This is a genomic window from Pleurocapsa minor HA4230-MV1 (genome assembly GCA_019359095.1).
In the GTDB taxonomy this organism is placed as follows: Bacteria; Cyanobacteriota; Cyanobacteriia; order Cyanobacteriales; family Xenococcaceae; genus Waterburya; species Waterburya minor.
Genome location: JAHHHZ010000013.1, coordinates 321,185 through 341,316 on the forward strand (window position 1 = coordinate 321,185; position 20,132 = coordinate 341,316).

Annotated in this window: 17 protein-coding genes; 8 read left to right on the forward strand and 9 right to left on the reverse strand. The window is 39.6% G+C overall.

Annotation, left to right across the window (positions count from 1 at the left end; all coding sequences use genetic code 11):
* Nucleotides 1-303: 303 nt before the first annotated feature.
* The 3 genes from KME09_06345 to KME09_06355 all read left to right on the forward strand — a co-directional run bounded on the left by KME09_06345 (nucleotide 304) and on the right by KME09_06355 (nucleotide 7,711).
* On the forward strand, nucleotides 304-528 hold the full coding sequence (locus tag KME09_06345) for a hypothetical protein (protein MBW4533541.1): 225 nt from the start codon (nucleotides 304-306) through the stop codon (nucleotides 526-528).
* 608 nt (nucleotides 529-1,136) lie between these two features.
* On the forward strand, nucleotides 1,137-1,730 hold the full coding sequence (locus KME09_06350) for a hypothetical protein (GenBank protein ID MBW4533542.1): 594 nt from the start codon (nucleotides 1,137-1,139) through the stop codon (nucleotides 1,728-1,730).
* 287 nt (nucleotides 1,731-2,017) lie between these two features.
* On the forward strand, nucleotides 2,018-7,711 hold the full coding sequence (locus KME09_06355) for a VWA domain-containing protein (protein MBW4533543.1): 5,694 nt from the start codon (nucleotides 2,018-2,020) through the stop codon (nucleotides 7,709-7,711).
* A gap of 153 nt (nucleotides 7,712-7,864) precedes the next feature.
* Here KME09_06355 and murQ read toward each other — a convergent pair whose 3' ends face one another.
* The 5 genes from murQ to KME09_06380 all read right to left on the reverse strand — a co-directional run bounded on the left by murQ (nucleotide 7,865) and on the right by KME09_06380 (nucleotide 10,835).
* Nucleotides 7,865-8,785, reverse strand: coding sequence for an N-acetylmuramic acid 6-phosphate etherase (gene murQ / locus KME09_06360; protein MBW4533544.1), 921 nt, complete (start codon nucleotides 8,783-8,785; stop codon nucleotides 7,865-7,867).
* Between the two features lie 48 nt (nucleotides 8,786-8,833).
* Complete coding sequence (locus KME09_06365) at nucleotides 8,834-9,220, reverse strand: DUF3110 domain-containing protein (protein ID MBW4533545.1); 387 nt, start codon at nucleotides 9,218-9,220, stop codon at nucleotides 8,834-8,836.
* 194 nt (nucleotides 9,221-9,414) lie between these two features.
* Nucleotides 9,415-9,885, reverse strand: coding sequence for a DUF2996 domain-containing protein (locus KME09_06370; protein MBW4533546.1), 471 nt, complete (start codon nucleotides 9,883-9,885; stop codon nucleotides 9,415-9,417).
* 98 nt (nucleotides 9,886-9,983) lie between these two features.
* Entirely contained in the window at nucleotides 9,984-10,328 is a 345-nt protein-coding gene (locus KME09_06375) for a hypothetical protein (GenBank protein MBW4533547.1), read from the reverse strand.
* A 267-nt stretch (nucleotides 10,329-10,595) separates the two neighbouring features.
* A complete protein-coding gene (locus tag KME09_06380; GenBank protein ID MBW4533548.1) occupies nucleotides 10,596-10,835 on the reverse strand; it encodes a hypothetical protein in 240 nt (79 codons plus the stop codon).
* A 107-nt stretch (nucleotides 10,836-10,942) separates the two neighbouring features.
* Between KME09_06380 and KME09_06385 the strand changes: the two genes are divergently transcribed.
* Entirely contained in the window at nucleotides 10,943-11,752 is an 810-nt protein-coding gene (locus tag KME09_06385) for a creatininase family protein (protein MBW4533549.1), read from the forward strand.
* A 14-nt stretch (nucleotides 11,753-11,766) separates the two neighbouring features.
* Here KME09_06385 and KME09_06390 read toward each other — a convergent pair whose 3' ends face one another.
* Nucleotides 11,767-12,477 (reverse strand): ATP-dependent Zn protease, encoded by a 711-nt coding sequence (locus KME09_06390; protein ID MBW4533550.1) that lies wholly within the window; start codon nucleotides 12,475-12,477, stop codon nucleotides 11,767-11,769.
* A gap of 362 nt (nucleotides 12,478-12,839) precedes the next feature.
* Here KME09_06390 and KME09_06395 point away from each other — a divergent pair, with 362 nt between their 5' ends.
* Entirely contained in the window at nucleotides 12,840-13,757 is a 918-nt protein-coding gene (locus KME09_06395) for a DUF3365 domain-containing protein (protein ID MBW4533551.1), read from the forward strand.
* A gap of 36 nt (nucleotides 13,758-13,793) precedes the next feature.
* Here the strand turns inward: KME09_06395 and KME09_06400 are convergent, their stop codons facing one another.
* On the reverse strand, nucleotides 13,794-15,107 hold the full coding sequence (locus KME09_06400) for a serine/threonine protein kinase (protein MBW4533552.1): 1,314 nt from the start codon (nucleotides 15,105-15,107) through the stop codon (nucleotides 13,794-13,796).
* A 167-nt stretch (nucleotides 15,108-15,274) separates the two neighbouring features.
* Between KME09_06400 and KME09_06405 the strand changes: the two genes are divergently transcribed.
* Nucleotides 15,275-16,135, forward strand: coding sequence for a phosphate/phosphite/phosphonate ABC transporter substrate-binding protein (locus KME09_06405; GenBank protein ID MBW4533553.1), 861 nt, complete (start codon nucleotides 15,275-15,277; stop codon nucleotides 16,133-16,135).
* Nucleotides 16,136-16,199: 64 nt separating this feature from the next.
* On the opposite strand, the gene KME09_06410 is transcribed toward KME09_06405, so the two are convergent.
* Together KME09_06410 and KME09_06415 are read right to left on the reverse strand one after the other, a co-directional pair.
* Entirely contained in the window at nucleotides 16,200-16,916 is a 717-nt protein-coding gene (locus tag KME09_06410) for a DUF4335 domain-containing protein (protein MBW4533554.1), read from the reverse strand.
* A 2-nt stretch (nucleotides 16,917-16,918) separates the two neighbouring features.
* Complete coding sequence (locus KME09_06415; protein ID MBW4533555.1) at nucleotides 16,919-17,548, reverse strand: DUF3038 domain-containing protein; 630 nt, start codon at nucleotides 17,546-17,548, stop codon at nucleotides 16,919-16,921.
* A gap of 144 nt (nucleotides 17,549-17,692) precedes the next feature.
* Here KME09_06415 and KME09_06420 point away from each other — a divergent pair, with 144 nt between their 5' ends.
* Together KME09_06420 and KME09_06425 are read left to right on the forward strand one after the other, a co-directional pair.
* Nucleotides 17,693-18,211 (forward strand): adenine phosphoribosyltransferase, encoded by a 519-nt coding sequence (locus KME09_06420; GenBank protein MBW4533556.1) that lies wholly within the window; start codon nucleotides 17,693-17,695, stop codon nucleotides 18,209-18,211.
* A 291-nt stretch (nucleotides 18,212-18,502) separates the two neighbouring features.
* A complete protein-coding gene (locus KME09_06425; protein ID MBW4533557.1) occupies nucleotides 18,503-20,122 on the forward strand; it encodes a TolC family protein in 1,620 nt (539 codons plus the stop codon).
* Nucleotides 20,123-20,132: the final 10 nt, after the last annotated feature.

Here is a 20,132-nt window from a genome sequence, read left to right on the forward strand (position 1 = left end):
ATCACATTTTATGATCATAGGTGCATTCACGGATATTTAGGTATTCGATCCATGGCGCTCAACTAGCGATCGCAAATTACTGTGTCCTTGATTTAACGGGCGATCGCCTTTTTCTTTTAGATCTTGTAGGTTGGCTAGAGCGAAGCGAAACCCAACAAATCATTCCATACCAATTAAAGAATTAAAAACCAAAGACGAAGAAGATGGTCGGGTAAAATTGCAATAGCATTAATTATAAATGGGTGTTTTGTAATCGCTCTTTTGAATGAATTTAGCCCAAATAATGCTAATGGAGGACAACAAATGAAAACCCAGAATGAGATTATCAAACAAGGCTATAAGGCATTAGTCGATTCTTTAAGAGTTGTAGATGCAATTCGATTTATACAATACTTTAGTCCTGGAAAGGGTGACTATACCGAAGAACGTCATCAATGGTTAGAGCAAAAATCTTTGGATGATGTATCAGAAAATATAGGGCAATTAAGCAAAGATGAGCTTAATCAATATCTTGAAGTTATTGAATAGTGCGCTCGCTCTTTCTTGGTAGGTTACGTTAATGCAATGTAACGCACATAATCGAAAAAATAACGAGCATAAATTTAGTTTAATTAGAATATTTTAGTTTACTTATTTTGCTTAGTAATTTCAATTAAGTAATTCTCAGTAATTATTAAACTTTAATACTTTTGAATATATTTTCTCCGCATAAATATCTAAGTAAAAATTACGAATTAATTAAACATTAAATAATTAGCTAATGAAGTTAATAAATACCAGAATTATTTACTTTACTTAAAATTCACAATTACTATTGACGTTCACCCCCTCTCTAATGTTATCAATGATACAGAGTATTAATTAATACATTTTTGTCTGTGATTTGAATCACCATCTAATTGTGATTAGAAGTTGGATAAGTATGTTAATTGATTTGTAAGTTGATTGTTTGACAAAAGTTTTTGTCAGTTTTAGCTTGCTTAATATGACTAGTTTTATTAGCTAGTAATTGTAATTTTATTTAGCCAGTAGTATTTTATATATACCTGCTGAAAGATTGACTATGAAAAATTCACACTCAAAGAAATTTGATTTTGATATTCTGATGAATAGTTGTTAGTAATCATTAAAATCAAATGAATAATCTTAAAAAAATACTTTTATATGTCTCAATTCCTATTTTGCTTCTCTTGCTAATTATTCTTTTAGTTGAAAAAAGGACTAATAAAGCCTTGAATGATTACTCAATGTTGCCTGATGGAGTAAAAGTCGTTGACAAGATTGTATTAGGTAGAAGACCAAGAACTTTGTCTAGTGGGTTGATAAGAGCATATCATCAAGAGCTTCAAGACGGAATTTCAAGGGCATTTCGTCGCAATGCAATAGAGCTTGTTTGTACTAATAAAAGTGAAGTTTTGTTAGTTGAGAAAATTCATATACCAATTGGTCAAGGCCCTGTTATCGATGATCGACCTCGACTTTGGATTAGAGATGGTAGTGTTGACTACAATCCAGTTTTAATTAAAAATATCGAAGTTTTCTATGGAGATTATTTCGATACTGTAGTTAGTAATCCCCTTTCCAAAATAGAAACCACTGGGATTATCAAAGCTTTAGAGAAAAGTAACTTCACTAAAATGAGCTTTGAAGCAATGGATGGTAGTCGATTGTTTACTAATGATGCAAAAGTTCCTGAAGTCAGGCGACTAATTAATAATTGTCAATCATAAATAGCTAAAACTATTAATTGCTATTTATTTAAACTCAAGTATTTTGGAGTATTAATAATGAATAAAGTTACCTATAATTTCCCACTAGATCCTAACAGTAATTCAGAATCTGAATTAATTACTGCCCTATATTTATACAGTTTTCTCTGCCAGAAGATGTTTTATTTGTCGTCAATAACGATGGAACTAAAGAAATTCAGAAATTTCGTATTGAACCTAATAAAAGACTAGATCTTAACTCCAAAGAAAATTTTGACTTTGATACCGCTAATCCTGTAGTAGGAGCATTGAGTGGTCTAATATTAGAATCTCGTGTCGATCCGTCGAAAATTGGCCGTACAGTATACTTCGAGTTTGACAACAGAGCGGATCTTCCTTCCCGCGTTTATAACGAGTCAAATTTTCAAAGTGACGTTGTTAAAGAATTCCAACTTAAAGGTCTTGATCCCTTAAACTCGGGAGAAGGATTTGATCCTTTCAAACTTAATAGCGCAATGCTAGAGGAAGCGAAAAAAATATTCGATTCAGGAGTTACTAAATTTCTCTACAAGGGAAAACCAGTCGTCTATGGAACAGATGGTCAAGATATTTTGGCACCAATTGATATAAATGGCGTAACGTATCCATATCAATCAGATTATAAAAAAAATGGTTTGGTTTTCATTGGAGGGAAAGATATAGATTATCTCTCTGGTGGTTACAATGACGACATTTTAATTGGTAACGAAGAAAATGATGTGATTACGGGCGATGCTCCTTTAACGAGTCTTTTTGGTGGTAATGATACGCTTGAAGGAGGCCCAGGAATTGATAAGCTTGATGGCGGTGCTGGAGAAGATGTAGCAGTATTCACTGATGCTTATGCTGACGAAAATGGTGATCAAAATTATACTTTTCTTACTGAGGGTGCAACTACAAAAATTGGGCATACTATAGGTCTTCTTGAACTTGGAATTGACGGCGTTGATACTCTCAAAAATATCGAGTGGGGAGAATTCACCGACATACGAGTACCCATAGGAAACGCGAGACTCGCCTCAGCAACACCTAGCGCACCGCGCCTAATCCCTCTACCCCTAGAAGACGGTGAAATCGAAACAGAAACTAAACAAGCAACCGACACTACTCCCAATCCCAACATAAACGACCTCCCCACCCCACCTCATGTATCCCTATCAGCACCCGTGGCAATGCTGGACGGGAATGTAGACTATACCCTCAATATCTCCCCCTACAAACCAGATACCCAATACAATATTTCCTACATTCTCGATACCTCCGCCAGTATGGATTCTGGGGAATTACAAGCAGCCAAAAATGCTTACACCGACCTAACCAACTACTTTATCGATAACGGACTGGCAGAAAATATCAACTTTGGTGTAGTTAAGTTTAGTCGCAACGCTACTTTATACAAAAACCTAACTGCGAATCAAGCAATATCCACTATTCAAGGTTTAACCTCATCCCCAGCAATAGAAGGTACAGAATATGACAATGCTCTCTATGAAGGATTTAACTTCTTATCACAATCACCCCTAAACGCCTTAAACACTACCAACATTTCCTATTTTGTTTCCGATGGCAGATCTGATATTAGTACTAACTTCTATCATGATGATGCTCAAAGACTAAGAAGATTTTCTAATGTGCAAGCTTTTGGCATCTATGACCCCCTCGATCCTGGCGGAGTAACTTCCAGCCAAATTAACTTTGTAGATTCTAATAATGGTGTGCTGGTTAACAATGTTAATGACTTATCAACTGAACTCCAAAAATCAGGATTAGCAGGTAAAGTAAACCATGTTGATATCCTGGTCAATGATGTAGTAGTCGATACCATCCAAGCTAGTGAATTAACCGATAGTCCTCTAGGCTTGACTTATAAAGGTTCATTAGAAAATGAAGGTTCAATAGAAAACCTAGATGTCAGCATCGATGCTGAGAATGTAATTACCGCCGAAGTAGTCTTTAATGATACTACTGCTACTACCTCTGTAGACTATACCGTCACCGCAGGAGATGGTAAACTCACCGATGCCAGTGGCAACTCCATAGACGAATCAGGCAATACTTCTGGAGATGAAGACCCCTTTGAAAGGATACGCAATGGTGGTGATACTAATGATGATATCACTATAGGCTATAGCGATCGCGGGGCAAATGGTGGTGCTGGTGGAGATTACATCGTCGGCAACCAACGAGATAACCAGCTTGATGGAGGGGACGGAAATGATACCATCATGGGTCATGGAGGCAATGACACCATCATTACAGGTACAGGGACGAATAAAATTAATGGTGGTAAGGGAATTGATACCGTACTCTATGGCAATGTTGCTAATCAAGGTAACAATATATTTCTACGCCGAGCAGCCAATACAGTCAGTTATAACAACACCGATACTCTAACCGAAGTTGAGTTTATTCAATTTTCTGATGTCCGACTCAGTGCGAAAACCCTACAAGTTACCCCGACTCTCGCAGGCAATGATGTTAGTGTCAGCGAACCCAAATCTGGTAATGCCACGGCTCAATTTACCTTGAACTTGTCTACTCCAGCACCAGTGAATGTCCAATTCAACTACCAAACTGTCGATGGAGATGCCGTAGCAGGTTTAGACTATATCGCCAAATCAGGACAAATAACCATTGCTGCGGGACAAACTAGTGCCACTGTTGACGTAGCAGTTATTGGCGACAACCAATATGATGAATCAACCGAAACCTTTGCCTTAAATTTATCATCAATTACAGGAGCTACTTTTGCTGATAATCAGCCAGAATACACCCTAGTTGCCAATATTGAAAATCGAGCGCAAGACTTAAACTTAATTGGCGATGCCGAAGCAAATACCCTAACTGGTGGTGCAGGAGACGATTTAATTGATGGTCAAGGAAATAATGACTATCTTGCAGGAGAAGGGGGTAACGATACTCTCATCGGTGGTAGTGGCATTGATACCTTGGTTGGTGGCTCTGGCAGCGATAGCATGAATGGTGGAGCAGATAATGATACTTATGTAGTTGATAGCGCAGGGGACGTGGTGAACGAAACCTCAACCCTTGCCACAGAAATTGACACCGTACAATCATCAATTACTTATACTTTGGGAACTAACCTAGAAAATCTCACCCTAACTGGGACGAGTGCGATTAACGGAACAGGTAACGCTCTCAACAATTCCATTACTGGCAATACTGCTAATAACAGCTTAATTGGAGCAGAGGGCAATGATACCCTCAATGGTGCTGCTGGATTAGATACCATGACTGGTGGAGCAGGGAATGATACTTATGTAGTTGATAATGCAGGGGACGTGGTGAACGAAACCTCAACCGCTGCCACAGAAATTGACACCGTACAATCATCAATCACTCATACTCTGGGAGCTAATGTTGAAAATCTCTCCCTGACAGGGACGAGTGGGATTAGCGCAATAGGCAACACTCTCAACAATTCCATTACTGGTAATGCCGCTAACAACCAAATTGATGGTGCTGCTGGATTAGATATTATGACTGGGGGAGCGGGTAATGATACTTATGTAGTTGATAATGCAGGGGACGTGGTGAACGAAACCTCAACCGCTGCCACAGAAATTGACATTGACACCGTACAATCATCAATCACTCATACTCTGGGAGCTAATGTTGAAAATCTCTCCCTAACTGGGACGAGTGGGATTAGCGCAATAGGTAACGCTCTCAACAATTCCATTACTGGTAATGTCGCTAGCAACAGTATATCTGGAGCAGAGGGCAATGATACTCTTAACGGCGGAGCTGGCAATGACAAGCTTTATGGCAAAATTGGCAACGATTTATTCAATGGTGAAGATGGAGATGACTACCTTAGTGGTCTTGATGGAGTAGATACCCTCGATGGTGGCGCTGGCAGCGATAGCATGAATGGCGGAGCAGGAGATGATACTTATGTAGTTGATAATGTAGGGGACGTGGTGAGCGAAACCTCAACCCTTGCCACAGAAATTGACACCGTACAGTCGAACCTCACTTATACTCTGGGAGCTAACGTGGAAAATCTCACTCTAACTGGGACAAGTGCAATTAGCGCAATAGGTAACGCTCTCAACAATTCCATTACTGGTAATGTCGCTAGCAACAGTATATCTGGAGCAGATGGATTAGATACCCTCAATGGCGGTGCTGGATTAGATACCATGACTGGTGGAGCAGGGAATGATACTTATGTAGTTGATAATGCAGGGGACGTGGTAAGTGAAACTTCAACCTTTGCTACAGAAATTGACACGGTACAATCGAACCTCACTTATGCTCTGGGAGCTAACCTGGAAAATCTCACTCTGACAGGGACGAGTGCGATTAACGGGACAGGCAACACTCTCAACAATTCCATTACTGGCAATACCGCTAATAACAGCTTAAATGGAGCAGAGGGCGATGATACTCTTAACGGCGGAGCTGGCAATGACAAGCTTTATGGCAAAATTGGCAACGATTTATTCAATGGTGGAGATGGAGATGACTACCTTAGTGGTCTTGATGGATTAGATACCCTCGATGGTGGCTCTGGCAGCGATAGTATGAATGCTGGGACAGGGGATGATATTTATGTAGTTGATAATGTAGGGGACGTGGTAAGTGAAACTTCAACCTTTGCTACAGAAATTGACACGGTACAATCGAACCTCACTTATGCTCTGGGAGCTAACCTGGAAAATCTCACTCTGACAGGGACGAGTGCGATTAACGGGACAGGCAACACTCTCAACAATTCCATTACTGGCAATACCGCTAATAACAGCTTAAATGGAGCAGAGGGCGATGATACTCTTAACGGCGGAGCTGGCAATGACAAGCTTTATGGCAAAATTGGCAACGATTTATTCAATGGTGGAGATGGAGATGACTACCTTAGTGGTCTTGATGGATTAGATACCCTCGATGGTGGCTCTGGCAGCGATAGTATGAATGCTGGGACAGGGGATGATATTTATGTAGTTGATAATGCAGGGGACGTGGTGAGCGAAACCTCAACCGTCACCACCGAAATTGACACCGTACAATCGAACCTTACTTATACTTTGGGAGCTAACCTGGAAAATCTCACTCTAACTGGGACAAGTGCGATTGACGGAACTGGTAACACTCTTAACAATTTTATTACTGGTAATACTGCTAATAACAGTTTAACTGGAGCAGATGGAGTAGATACCCTCGATGGTGGCTCTGGTAGCGATAGCATGAGTGGAGGGACAGGGGATGATATTTATGTAGTTGATAATGCAGGGGACGTGGTGAGCGAAACCTCAACCGTCACCACCGAAATTGACACCGTACAATCGAACCTCACTTATACTCTGGGAGCTAACCTGGAAAATTTCACCCTGACAGGGACGAGTGCTATCGGCGGAAGTGGTAATGCGCTTAATAACCTTTTAACAGGTAATATCGCTAGCAACAGTATAACTGGAGCAGAAGGCAATGATACTGTTAATGGTGGAGCTGGCAATGACAAACTTTATGGTAAAACTGGCAACGATTTATTAATTGGTAGTCAAGGAGATGACTACTTTAGTGGTCTTGATGGAGTAGATACCCTAATTGGCAATGAAGGTAATGACTCCTTCAATGGTGGCACAGGTAGCGATCGCTTTGTCTATGATACTAATGCAGCCTTTACTCCTAGTTCAGTCGGTATAGATTTGTTAACTGACTTTACCAGTGGCACTGACAAGATTGTCCTGGATAAAACCACTTTTACTGCCTTAGGTAGTGTTGTGGGTGGCGGATTCAGTCTCGCCAGTGAGTTTGCTGTTGTCGGTAGCGATGCAGCAACAGCAACTGCGAACGCCTTAATTGTCTACAGCAGTGAGAGCGATAACTTGTTCTATAACCAAAACGGAGTGACCTCTGGTTTGGGTTCTGGCGCTCAATTTGCTACTCTAAGTGGTATTTCTTCTTTGAGTGCTAATGATTTTGAGCTTCAAGCCTAGTCCAATTAGTTTATCTTGCTAAATAAATTAATTACTTGCGATCGTCTTCTGCGTGGCAGCGCTGATTGCTTAACTTCTCAGTTTAGTAAAATTTTGATTAGGCGATCGCATTTTTATTACTACATTAACTTTAATAACTATTTTTACCAAAATTTAGGTATTCGATTCATAACGCTCAACTAGCGATCGCAAATTACCTTGTTCTTTACTCAATAGAGCTGTTCCTGTCTCGGCATCTAAACCAGTCCAATGCATCAGTAAAGCTAGCTTGACTTGCTTGTGACTCTTAATTAATAATTCTTCTGCGCCAGGGCGATCGAGATCGGTTAGGTCACTAACAATCCGTAAAGCGCGATCGTAAAGCTTATCATTAGTGACAGCTACATCCACCATCCGATTGCCATAAACCTTGCCATAGCGCACCATAGCCCCCGTAGAAATGATGTTGAGCGCCATCTTGGTCACAGTACCCGCTTTCAGCCTAGTCGAGCCTGCTAGAATTTCTGCACCAACCAATAGACGAATATCAATATCAGCCTCCATCGGCACTTGTTCAGCACTAACACAACTCATGCCGACAGTTGTTGCCCCCCGAAGTTTAGCTTCTTGTAACGCACCATGAACAAAAGGCGTTGTGCCACCTGCGGTAATGCCGACTACCACATCCAAGCTAGTAATGTGGCGATCGCGCATTGCCTGCGCGCCATCTTCGGGGCGATCTTCTAATGCTTCAGAACTTCTGATTAGAGCAGCAGCACCACCTGCTAGAATTCCCTGGACTAATTCGGGGGGAGTACAAAAAGTTGGGGGACACTCAGCAGCATCTAAGACTCCTAACCTGCCACTTGTTCCTGCACCAACATAAAACAATCTACCTCCCTGTTGTAACGCTGCTGCTGTCGCATCAATGGTTTTAGCTAAATCAATACGGGCATTAGCGATCGCCTCTAGCGTTTTTGCATCTTCTCGATTAAATAAATCAACAATTTCTAGACTAGATAAACGATCTAAATTCTGACTTTGAGGATTAATCTGTTCCGTTAACAAATGTCCCCGCGACTGCAAATTATCCATATTTTTTTAGTATGGGCGAACAGCTGTCCGCCTTTAACTGACTTTTAATTAAAGCAATCCTTCTAGTTGGCGACGAATTCGCTCTAGCTCGTCATTAGCCATTGAATCCACCGAGTCCACTTCTGGAGAGGAATCTTTTGCTTTCTGTTGTTCCCAACTAAGTTCTTCAACATTTTTTTCAGGCGGAATTTCTAATTGTCCAGGCTCCACTAATTTAGAGTCATAGTCTGCCTGACGACAAAACTGCTCTACTTCCTCAGAATCAATTGCTTCTACTTTTGGTTCTAGAAAGTCTTGCGCTTCTAATAACAATGAGTAACGCAGGGCATCATCTTCGTCCTTAAACATCAAAATGGTGTTGCGATCGCCCATTTGAATTGTATGAATTCCTTCATTGTCAGTTCCCGCATTAAACAGCAAAATGTATACCAGCATCTCAACTAACGCTAATTCTATATTTATGCCAATTACAACATAAATTGCTGCAATGAGTAAACCAAATCAACCGACTTTTAGTTTGGCATAGTTGAATTTTAACGCTTAATTTAGCGCTCAATTAAGACCATAAAAATAGAGACGATTATTCAATAATTGCCTCTACTGTTTAGTTACAACCACCCTGACACCAACTAATTTCTCGCCAGCCATTTTTGAGCATTTAAACGTTGAATTGTATACATCACCAACAGGTCTAAATTAACCCTTTTTTCGTCAATCATAAAAGATTCAATCGTACTAGGAGCATTGCCATAAGTCGAACTAGAAAAGGCTTTCTGCCCCGAAATATCTTCATCGGGAAAGTAAATATTAAATTGGCGATCGCCATTTTGCCACTTACCTACTACCTGCCAACAGGGTTCATTTGAGTTTGCCCCTTGAATGGGAACTCCTTGCTGTACGAAAGTTAAATCTGCATCTTCAATTCCTAATTGCGCCATCGCTTCTTTGAGGGTGGGCAAATAATGCTCTGAAATAAATTCGTTGAAAGGCTTGTCTTCGAGTTTGGGCGCTTTTTCTTTCTTTGCTTTGGCAGCAGGTTTAGCCTCTGCTTTCTCTTCTGCCGTTGGTTTTACTTCTTGATTATTTGTTTCCTCTGCCATGTTCCACCAAATTTACAGCTTAAGCTACGGTATTAGATGTGGATCATTCTATCACGGCTATTTACGACGGAATTGATCTAGTCAAAATCTAAGCCAATTTAAGTAGTTTGCCAAAATAATGTGGCGATCGCTTCTCGAAAAAAGAAATAAGCATCCCAAATAATCAAACTATATAAAGCGGTGAGGGCGATCGTCAGTCCCAGCTTTTTCAGCGTCAATATTCCAGCACTGGCATAAGCTAACCAATAAATCATAAAAGGAGTAGTTAAATAGCAAAAAAAACCATATCCCAAAGATTTAAGTATTACTTGAATGACTTTGTAGTCGATGCTGTTGGCTATTTTTAGCATAATACAAAGAGACAAAACACCAGCTACAAACTGTAGGATACTATTTTTTAACAGTATGAATAAAACACTTTGATTATTGGGCGGATTTTTCATGGTCAAATAGCTACCCCTCTCTAGCCTTAACTAAAAAAAGATATTTGTATTATTGTAAGATTACTCCGTAATTATATCTAAGTATTTATCGGTATTTTTTAAAGAGTTAAACAAGCTAAATGAGCAAATATGTAGCTGTGATGTGGAGCGATTTAAGTATATTTAACTAGATGATTGAACACAAAAAAGCTGAACTTGCGGGGAAATCTTTCCAGTTCAGCTTGGCTAATTAAAATATTAAAAATATTAGGCTTGTTTTAACAATGATTAAATCTGATTGGTATTTTGTAGGCTTTGAATACATGCAGTACAAGAACAACCAAAATGATTTAGCAAAGTATTGTCATTAACTAATTGTAGGGAAGAGCTAACAACATTTAAGCTAACAGCAGGGGATTGTAACTGATCTTTGATCGTTAGATTAGCGGCGATCGCCTGATTGGTCACAAACAATAAAGCCACGAAGCTAGCAGATGCAGCTAAAAGACGTAATATGTTTTTAAGCATAAAAATTTTACTGAGGAAATATACAAAGTTATTTGTAGGTTATTGCAAATAATTATAACGGTTGAGATCGACCTTTTGTAATTTCACTATGACAAATAGATAGTTCTATGATGCACGGCTTTATTCCTCCTCAGCGCTATTTTCCTTATCTCACCTGGTCACAAATTGAGCAGATGCCCAATAAAGAAAATGTGGTAATTATTCAACCCGTTGGGGCGATCGAACAGCATGGGCCTCATTTACCCATTGCGGTAGATTCGGCGATTAGTTTAGGGGTATTAGGTAAAGCTTTGTCAAAGTTGGATCGCGATCTTCCAGCTTATGCTTTGCCTTGTCTCTACTACGGAAAATCTAATGAACACATTGGTTTTCCTGGCACAATCACTCTTAGCGCCCAGACTCTGTTAGCTGTAATTACCGAAATGGCTTTGAGTATCTATCGCTCAGGCTTTCGCAAGCTGATACTGATGAACTCCCATGGGGGACAGCCTCAAATCATGGAAATTGCAGCTAGGGATCTCCATCAAGAACATCCAGACTTTTCGGTATTTCCCTTGTTTACCTGGCGTGTGCCTCATGTTGTGGGGGAGATGTTAACACCGCAAGAACGGAAATATGGGATTCATGCGGGAGATGCCGAAACCAGTATTATGCTGTCTCTCTTGCCACAACAGGTTCAAATGGACAAGGCAGTCAAAGAATACCCCCAAGGCTTACCAAAAGACAGTTTACTCGACATGGAAGGTCAACTACCTTTTGCTTGGTTAACCAAAGAACTAACTAAGAGTGGAGTTATGGGAGATGCCACCGTTGCCACGACAGAAAAAGGCGATCGCATTTTAGAATCTTTGGCGACTGGCTGGGTTCAGGTAATTCAAGATGTTTATAAATTTCAACAACCTAATTTTGATTACTGATTATTGATTACTGCTCATTGTTCATTACTCATTGCTAGTTGTTCGCTATCTGCATCGCAATGTTGTTGAATAATGGCGTAACATTCCTCAACAGAGGCTCTTGCTGTCATTGCTGCTACTAAAGCTTCATAAGATTTTTGGTGTCGAGTCAAAAGATTTGTCGCCTGTAGTTGCGCCCAACGTTCTTTTTGGGGATATCCTACCTCTGGCAAACCCGCCATCATTAAAGCTTGTTTAAGTTGCTGTCTATCTTCTGCACCTCCTTGAGCATTACCATAAACCATTTTTTCCGCAGCAATTCCCGCCATCCAAACAGTGCAGAAACGTTCTAAACTAAGGCGCATTTTTTCTAGTTCAAACGGTTTGGCTGTTAAAGACTCGGTATCAAAGCCAACTCCACCTCGACCTAACTTTCCTTGTTTGAGAACTTCCCAAGCCGTTAAGGTATAGCCTGTAATGGGAATCCCTAAAAAATAAGCGGTCAAAAAATGTCCCGCTTCGTGGTTAATAATGCGTTGGCGTTGTTCGACAGAAGCAAATAAATCTAACAGTAAAGAAACTCCGCGACTATTCCAACTCAGAGTATCAACTGTGGCTAAACTCAATATTCCAAAGGTAGCCGCAGCAGGAACAAAGGGGGAAATGTTAAATATTGGCCCTAATAAAGAAGAAAGAGTCATCGTAAAAATTGCGATCGCAATCAAATTTAAAGCAGTTTGAGGCATCTTGGCGGTATTTATTTAATATTGAGATTTGTAAACTTAATCTTCAGTATATAGATTTTAGCCAACCCAAGTTGTAATTAGATTACTCATAAGCTGGCTGTTGATATTTTGTGGACAGCAATAAAGTAGTCCAATCAACAAAGTTTACGAAATAAATGTTCACGTTACTATTAATAAAATGTTAATAGTTTAAATGTATAGATTCAAATTATAATTAATCTCAAAATCAATAACAGTCTATTAATTTCCCTAAAAGGTTATTGTTAAGATGTTTTTTTTAGTTTTATGTCTTAACCTCATGAGCAATCTAGCTATTAATAACTTTTATAAATATCAAGATAAAATGTTTAAAATATTTAAAAATGTTTAAATTTAATAGTTGGAAATTAAGAAAAAAATTCACTATTTTACTCTTGTTAGTTCTCTTGATAGGATTAACCTGTATCGGCAGCATTTTAACAGCAGTTCTGAAACACAAAACAGAACATGAAATTAGTGAACAAGCTTTAATTTTAATGGAGACTATGAACTCGGTGCGGGACTATACTAGTAACCAAGTTCAACCTGAATTGGCCGATCGCATAGATGTTGAGTTTTTACCCGAAACTATTCCAGCTTATTCAGCTAGGGAGGTTTTTGAACATCTACGGCAAAATAATCCTGAATATCGCGACTTTTTCTATAAAGAAGCTACGATTAATCCTACCAATTTACGCGATCGCGCCGATCAATTCGAGACAACATTAGTCGAAAAATTTATTGCTAATACTGATTTGCCAGAAACCAGCGGTTTTCGTTCTATTCCTGGTGGTGATATTTTCTATATTGCTCGACCAATTAAAGTATCTAAAATAAGTTGTTTGCAATGTCATAGTACTCCAGATGTTGCCCCCCAAAGCTTGATCGAACGCTATGGTACAGTCAATGGCTATGGTTGGAAATTAAACGAAATTGTCGGCGCTCAAACCATTTCAGTTCCAGCTCAAAAAGTTTTTAATGAAGCAAAAGAGACTTTTTTACTGATCATGACTGTTGTTTCTTCGATCTTTATTGTGGTTATTTTACTAGTAAATGATCTATTAAATCGTCATGTAATTCGCCCCTTGAAAAAAATTGCCAAGGTAGCCGAAGAAGTCAGTACAGGTGATATGAATGCAGAATTTGGACAAGTCTCTGAAGATGAAATTGGCAACTTAGCAGCAGCTTTTAAACGAATGAAATTAAGTTTAACTTTAGCAATGAATCGAATTAGTCAAATTAAAAGTGTTAATCGAGATTAAAGAATTAACTTCAGTTCAATCTGCTAAATCTAAAGATTAAGTCTCTAATAACAACCGTTTAAATTTGATAGCTTGCTGAGAATCGGGAATTTGCTCAGCTAAATCATTGACAAAAGCTTCTGGAGATTTAGATGCAGATTGCATTAAAACTTCATCAATAATTAAACTCGCCATCGGGCCAATAAAATAAGCCAATTCTTTCTGACAGCGTTGAACAAATTTAGGTTCAATAGTTGGCTGTTTTTTAGATAAATTAAGCACATTATTCGTGTTGGCTGGTCTTAAATCAGTCAAAGATTTAGATGTTAGAGGTTGAGTACAATCGACAACAGCATTTTCATTAAAGGTATTTTCTTGATTAATTAAAGTAGCAGAATCGGGTGGAGAACAAGGAAAAATTGAGTCTAGTTTAGATGATTGAAATTCATTATTTCGAGTAGGTACGACAATAGAAGTATGGCAATCAATTATTTTTTGCTGAATATCAAGTAAAACTGCATTCGCTGCATTATAACGTTCCTGGGGTCTTTCTTTAGTCATTTTATCCAGAATTTCGGTAAATTCTTGGCTGACTCGCACATAATTGTGCCATTCCCATTCCAGAGAATAACTATTTACTAAGGATGTAGGATTTTTTCCAGTTAGTAATACTAAAGCTGTCACTCCTAAAGCGTAAATATCACTACTAGGAGAGCAAATACCCATGCCGATTTGTTCTCGGGGAGCATAACCAATTTTGCCAACAAAAGACATTTTTCCTACATAGGAATAATTATCGGAGTTGAGTTGTTTTTGTTCACGAACAATATTAGTCAGCTTGCCCACACCAAAATCAATCAACACTGGTAATGTTTTGCCTTCTGGCTGCATAATCATAATGTTATCTGGAGAAATATCTCGATGAATAATACCTAATTTGTGGATGTAGTCAAGGATTGGCAATATATTCATCAACCATCTAATTACTTCCGATTCCTGAAAAACTTGATTGTTTTTTTGACGTTCTTGTAAGATTGCAGAATAAGTTTTTCCTTTGACATATTCTTGCACTAAAAATAGACGGCTTTTTCCCTCAAAACAGGCAAGAAATTTAGGAATTTGGGGATGAGAAATTTGATGCAGTATTTGAGCTTCTCTTTTAAATAGTTCTCGAGACTTCTCTAGATCGTATTGTCCCGAACCCAGTGGAGCAAACTCTTTAAGCACGCAGGGATCTTGAAACCGATGAGTATCAAAAGCTAAATAAGTGCGTCCTAATCCACCCTGACCCAGAACTTTTTGAATTAAGTAGCGATTATCAATCAATGTACCAGTAGGGATTTCGGCTTTCCCTTCAATCGCATTAGACATAATATTTTTGATACTCCTGAATCTAAATTAGTTACTTTTTGCTCCTAATTATTTATTTAAGTATTGCCTAACAAATCAATAATTAAATAGATGGGAAAATGATGTTAACATACTTCCCATTGTAGATATACTTCCTTCAGCTTTAATCTTTAACTTTAATAAATTTCATGTATTTTTATCGTCGTTTATTAATAGTATTCTTGTCAATTTTACTGGGAATAGTCTTAGCTATCGGTTGTGCTTCCAGATCGCCTTCTGGAGAAAAATTGGTGATTGGTGTTGTCAGTTACGATGCAGGTGCGAGTTCGATCGATAAATATGAAAATTTTCAAAATTATTTAGCAGCACAAACTAAATCAATTGTGGAGTTAGAGCCAGCATTTAATGAACTGACAGCCGTTGAAGAAGTTAAACGAGGAGTTTGGTCAATAGTTTTTGCACCTCCTGGATTAGCAGCGATCGCCATCAAGCAGCAAAATTACTTGCCGATCTTCTCAATGGCAGGTTTACGCAATGTACGCTCTGTAATCGTCGTCAACAACAATCGGTTGCAAAATCTTGACGATCTAAGTAACAGTATTGTAGCACTAGGACAACCTGGTTCGGCGGCAGGATATTATTTGCCTTTATATGACTTATATGGTTTGACTCTTAAGGAAGTGCGGTTCGCCCCGACACCGAAAACTGTTTTGCAATGGCTCTCTCAAGGAAAGGTAGATGCGGGGGCTTTATCGGAAGCAGATTTTGAGCTTTATCACCATGAATTTGAGCAAAAGGGATTGCGTATTTTGCACACAACCCGATCGGCTCCTCCTAGCATCGTGTTACTTCAATCTTCAATCGATGCAGAATCTCGACAGCAAATTGTCGAGGCGATGAAGGCAGCTGCTCCCAGCACGATTGGGGATGCTGGCTATCTTCCCGATGCGCCAATTCCTGACTACGAGCAATTTATTAAGATTGTGGAAAAAGTCAGACCCCTCGAAACCCAAGTCCAAGAAAAACCCGCAGTTCTAATTTTTAAATAAAGCGATTAGGCGGAGCCTACCCTTCGCGATCGCCAAAATTACTGTAATCAAAAATCGAATTGGTTTATTTTGTCGTCGAATTATTACCAGACGGATTTGGCACAGTACCTGGTGGTGCAGATTGAGGCTGAACAGGTATAGTTTGCGTTGGTGTAGATTTTGACTCTGGTTTTGGTTCTCGCATCACTGGGGGAGGAATCAAAAACAAAGCCACTGCCGCCAATGCCAAGCTAGTCATCCCAACTACAGCAGGAGTTGCCCTTTCAACTAGAGGCTGCTCTGGTTTACGATAGCGTCTGCTAACTGGCTGTAATTCCAGGGTCATATCAGGCAATACAGAACGATCCGCATAAAGTTGATCGATCGCATCAACTAAATCGAAAAGCTCTACTGTCGTAATGTCAATTTCGGTTTTAGCTTCCCCGCTATCAGGCTGAGGCTGTAAAGTCAGGCGATGTAAATGTGATTCGGGTACTGGACTAATAGATACTTGAGGATATTCAGCGCTACTATTGTTAGATTTATGGTTAGATTTGTCAGAGGCAAATAACCCACTTAAGAATCCTTGAGCGTAGTTACTGATGGCGCGAGCAAGATTAGTTAAAAAAACGCTACCACCACTCAACTTTTGATTCGACTTGAGTAAATGACACTCAGCATTGATCAAGATAGATATCGGCGGTTGTCCGCTCAAGATATCAGCACTTTCTGTATTAGCATCCTCCATCCCTTCCAAAATCAGATTGCAGCTAGGCAAACTATACTGTCTTTTGCTACTCATAATTAAGCCACTTCCCCATCAAACAAACTATACCAAACACGCTGTATACCCCTTGTACCAGTACAAAACAATAGCTTGTTCAACAAGGACAAAGCCAATTCGTTCAGCTGTTCTTCGGAGTCAATATAGGCTGACACTTTAGCACGACGAGAGTTCATCCGACTACGGAAATGAGCGCGGAATCGCTCTAAATATTCAGAGAGACGAAAATGATTATCTAGGGGGAGATTTTTCTCTCGCATCTGTTGTTCTGCCAATAATAGCTGTCGAATCACAACCATTAAATCTTTAGCTCTAAAGCCAGCAATAATTACCAGGGCTTTTGCTTGATCTAGGCTCAAATAATCTCTAGTGTAAGAACGTCGCCAAGGATTACTACAGCGTAAACGCCAAAGATTAACCCGATGCTTGACAACGCGATCGATGCCCAACTGTCTGGCTGTAGCTAGCATATGTTCTGATGCCCCTAGTTCTAAAGCTTCTAATGCTAATAACAGTAAATCTATTTGCTGTTGAGTGCGGGGAGAACAAACCTTAGCAGGAAGAGATATGTCTGGTAAAGTATTTAAAATTGAGGCTGGGCTGTCTCCTAAAGATTGATGTTCCGATTCTAAACTTGCAGATTGGCTCATTATAAAATTAAGTCCAAATTTAAATTGCCGATGATTGTTCTTTGTCGAGGATAACAAATAATTATCTGGTGTTATGATGCCATAGCTATTCGACTCAAAAACCAGTCTAGCCTGATTTTTTGCAGTTTATTGATAAAAAGAAGTATGCAACTTAACTCATTAATTCGCGATATTCCCGACTTCCCCCAATCAGGAATCTTGTTTCGCGACATAACTACTCTCCTAAATAATGCCCAAGGTTTACGAAATACTATCGATCGCCTGTGTACAGAATGCCAAACAGCTAATTTAACACCCGATTACATTGTTGGCATGGAATCGAGAGGATTTATTTTCGCCACTCCCCTGGCATATCAGCTCAACGCTGGATTTGTGCCTGTACGCAAGCCAGGAAAACTTCCTGCACCCGTCTACTCAGCGACTTATGAATTGGAATATGGCACAGATCGACTAGAAATTCATCGAGATGCGATCGCTCCTGGCTCAAAAGTGTTAATTGTTGACGATTTATTAGCCACAGGGGGAACGGCTAAAGCTACGGCTGAATTATTAGCCCAACTGCAAGCGGAAGTGATTGGCTTTGCTTTTGTGATTGAGCTGTTGGCGCTCAAGGGGAAAGATAAATTACCCACTATTCCCGTAATTAGTTTGGTCAAATATTAAACTGATTGTGACTGTAACTCATTTGGTTGTATATTATTTCAAGCAAATAAGTTACAAAATTTTGACGTTCTAAGCATAATCTAGAAGCATTGATCATAAACTCGATAGAGAGTATAAAATTGTCTATGTTTTGAGATCGTAGATTTATTATCTTGCTGCAAGATCGGGTTGAGCGAGGCAAATTAGTGGTCAAAAACAAGTATAAAAACCAGTAAAATTGCTGCCCAACCATTAACTTGTCGAGATATTTAGTCAAAAATTATTCTAAATTATTAAATTAAGGAGTGAGGAGTGGGTCAGAAAAATAAATTCATTAAACTAGTTGGTATTAGTACGGCGATCGCCCTAAGTAATATTACCGCCTCTGTTGCTCAAGCACCTGGTAAGATTACTGAACAGATTGCTCAGGAAAGTGAGATGCCAGATGCAGCTCAAGAAATTCAACCTGCTCAACAGTCTATTCCTGACGTTGAAAAGCTTAATCCTAGCGGTAATCCCCTCTCATTTCCCACTACACCTGAAGAAGTTAAGGTAGATGCTCAAAAACCGATTACCATAGAACAGGCTCTTGAACTATCCTTGAATAACAATAAGGAAATCGAAGAGGCGAGAATACAGGTAGAACAAGCTGAAGCTGCATTAAGAGAGCAAAAAGCCGCTCTTTATCCTACTTTAGGCCTGACAAGTGGGTTGACCTATGGTAACGATCTTTTTCTCGATAGTGTTTCTGAACAGAGGATCGATCAAAATGTCGAAGACACTGTAGAACAAGCTCGCGCTGAGAACCCTGATCTGACAGAAGCAGAACTTGGACAATTTGAAGAAGATGTCAGGCAAAGCGAAGAAGATCGCTTTACAGATGCTAACTCCGCTAGCTTCGATTTCCAGGGTGGTTTGGTCATCAACTATGATATCTATAATGGTGGTCAAAGAGGTGCTGCTATCCGTGCTGCGGAAAAGCAATTGCGCAGGATAGAGCTAGATTTAGAGAGAGTCGTTGAGGAAGCTCGTTTTGAAACTTCTAGAGATTATTACGAACTACAAAATAGAGATGCTCAAGTCGAGATCCAACAAGCAGCCGTACAAGATGCAAGTCAGACCTTAAAAGATGCTCAACTTTTACAACAAGCAGGACTAGGCACTAAATTTGAAGTGTTGCAGGCAGAGGTAGAATTATCTCAGGCACAACAAGATTTGACAACAGCGATCTCCAATCAAAATATTGCTCGTAGACAGTTAGCAGAAACCTTAAGTGTTTCCCATAGCACCGATCTGGCTACTGCTGATGCAATTCAGGAGGCGGGAGTTTGGGATCTGGAGCTACCTGAAACTATAGTTCAGGCTTTTAAAAATCGGGCGGAACTAGAACAATCCTTGCTAGAAAGAGAGATTAGACAGGAAGAGCGAACAATAGCTTTGTCACAAGCAAGACCTAACCTCAGTGCTAGTGCTAACTATAGCCTCAACGATGACTTTGAAGACGATTTTGATGTTACCGATCAATATCAGCTAGGCTTAAATTTAGAGTGGACACTATTTGACGGTGGCGCAGCTCGCGCAGGAGCAGAACAGGCAGAAAAAGACCAAGAAATTGCGGAGACAGGATTTGCCAACCTGCGTAATCAGATCCGTTTTGCCGTAGAGCAAGCATTTTTTCAACTGAGGTCAAATAAAAATAATATTGTTACCAACACCAAAGGAGTGAGATTAGCAGAAGAAAGTTTACGTTTGGCTCGACTACGTTTCCAGTCAGGAGTCGGTACTCAAACTGAGGTGATTGATGCTCAAACTGCATTAACTAGGGCAAGGGGTGACAGGCTAAGCTCGATTATTGAATATAACCAGTCCTTTGCTGATTTAACTAGACAGGTTTCTAATACTCCTGATAATGGATTACAGGATTTACCATAAAGTATTGTTA

What these genes read in the sequence shown, in the direction of transcription:
- KME09_06345 (MBW4533541.1), top strand. Translation starts at nt 304, where the DNA reads ATGAAAACCCAGAATGAGATTATCAAACAAGGCTATAAGGCATTAGTC.
- KME09_06350 (MBW4533542.1), top strand. Translation starts at nt 1,137, where the DNA reads ATGAATAATCTTAAAAAAATACTTTTATATGTCTCAATTCCTATTTTG.
- murQ (MBW4533544.1), bottom strand. Translation starts at nt 8,785, where the DNA reads ATGGATAATTTGCAGTCGCGGGGACATTTGTTAACGGAACAGATTAAT.
- KME09_06365 (MBW4533545.1), bottom strand. Translation starts at nt 9,220, where the DNA reads ATGCTGGTATACATTTTGCTGTTTAATGCGGGAACTGACAATGAAGGA.
- KME09_06370 (MBW4533546.1), bottom strand. Translation starts at nt 9,885, where the DNA reads ATGGCAGAGGAAACAAATAATCAAGAAGTAAAACCAACGGCAGAAGAG.
- KME09_06375 (MBW4533547.1), bottom strand. Translation starts at nt 10,328, where the DNA reads ATGAAAAATCCGCCCAATAATCAAAGTGTTTTATTCATACTGTTAAAA.
- KME09_06380 (MBW4533548.1), bottom strand. Translation starts at nt 10,835, where the DNA reads ATGCTTAAAAACATATTACGTCTTTTAGCTGCATCTGCTAGCTTCGTG.
- KME09_06385 (MBW4533549.1), top strand. Translation starts at nt 10,943, where the DNA reads ATGATGCACGGCTTTATTCCTCCTCAGCGCTATTTTCCTTATCTCACC.
- KME09_06390 (MBW4533550.1), bottom strand. Translation starts at nt 12,477, where the DNA reads ATGCCTCAAACTGCTTTAAATTTGATTGCGATCGCAATTTTTACGATG.
- KME09_06395 (MBW4533551.1), top strand. Translation starts at nt 12,840, where the DNA reads ATGTTTAAATTTAATAGTTGGAAATTAAGAAAAAAATTCACTATTTTA.
- KME09_06400 (MBW4533552.1), bottom strand. Translation starts at nt 15,107, where the DNA reads ATGTCTAATGCGATTGAAGGGAAAGCCGAAATCCCTACTGGTACATTG.
- KME09_06405 (MBW4533553.1), top strand. Translation starts at nt 15,275, where the DNA reads ATGTATTTTTATCGTCGTTTATTAATAGTATTCTTGTCAATTTTACTG.
- KME09_06410 (MBW4533554.1), bottom strand. Translation starts at nt 16,916, where the DNA reads ATGAGTAGCAAAAGACAGTATAGTTTGCCTAGCTGCAATCTGATTTTG.
- KME09_06415 (MBW4533555.1), bottom strand. Translation starts at nt 17,548, where the DNA reads ATGAGCCAATCTGCAAGTTTAGAATCGGAACATCAATCTTTAGGAGAC.
- KME09_06420 (MBW4533556.1), top strand. Translation starts at nt 17,693, where the DNA reads ATGCAACTTAACTCATTAATTCGCGATATTCCCGACTTCCCCCAATCA.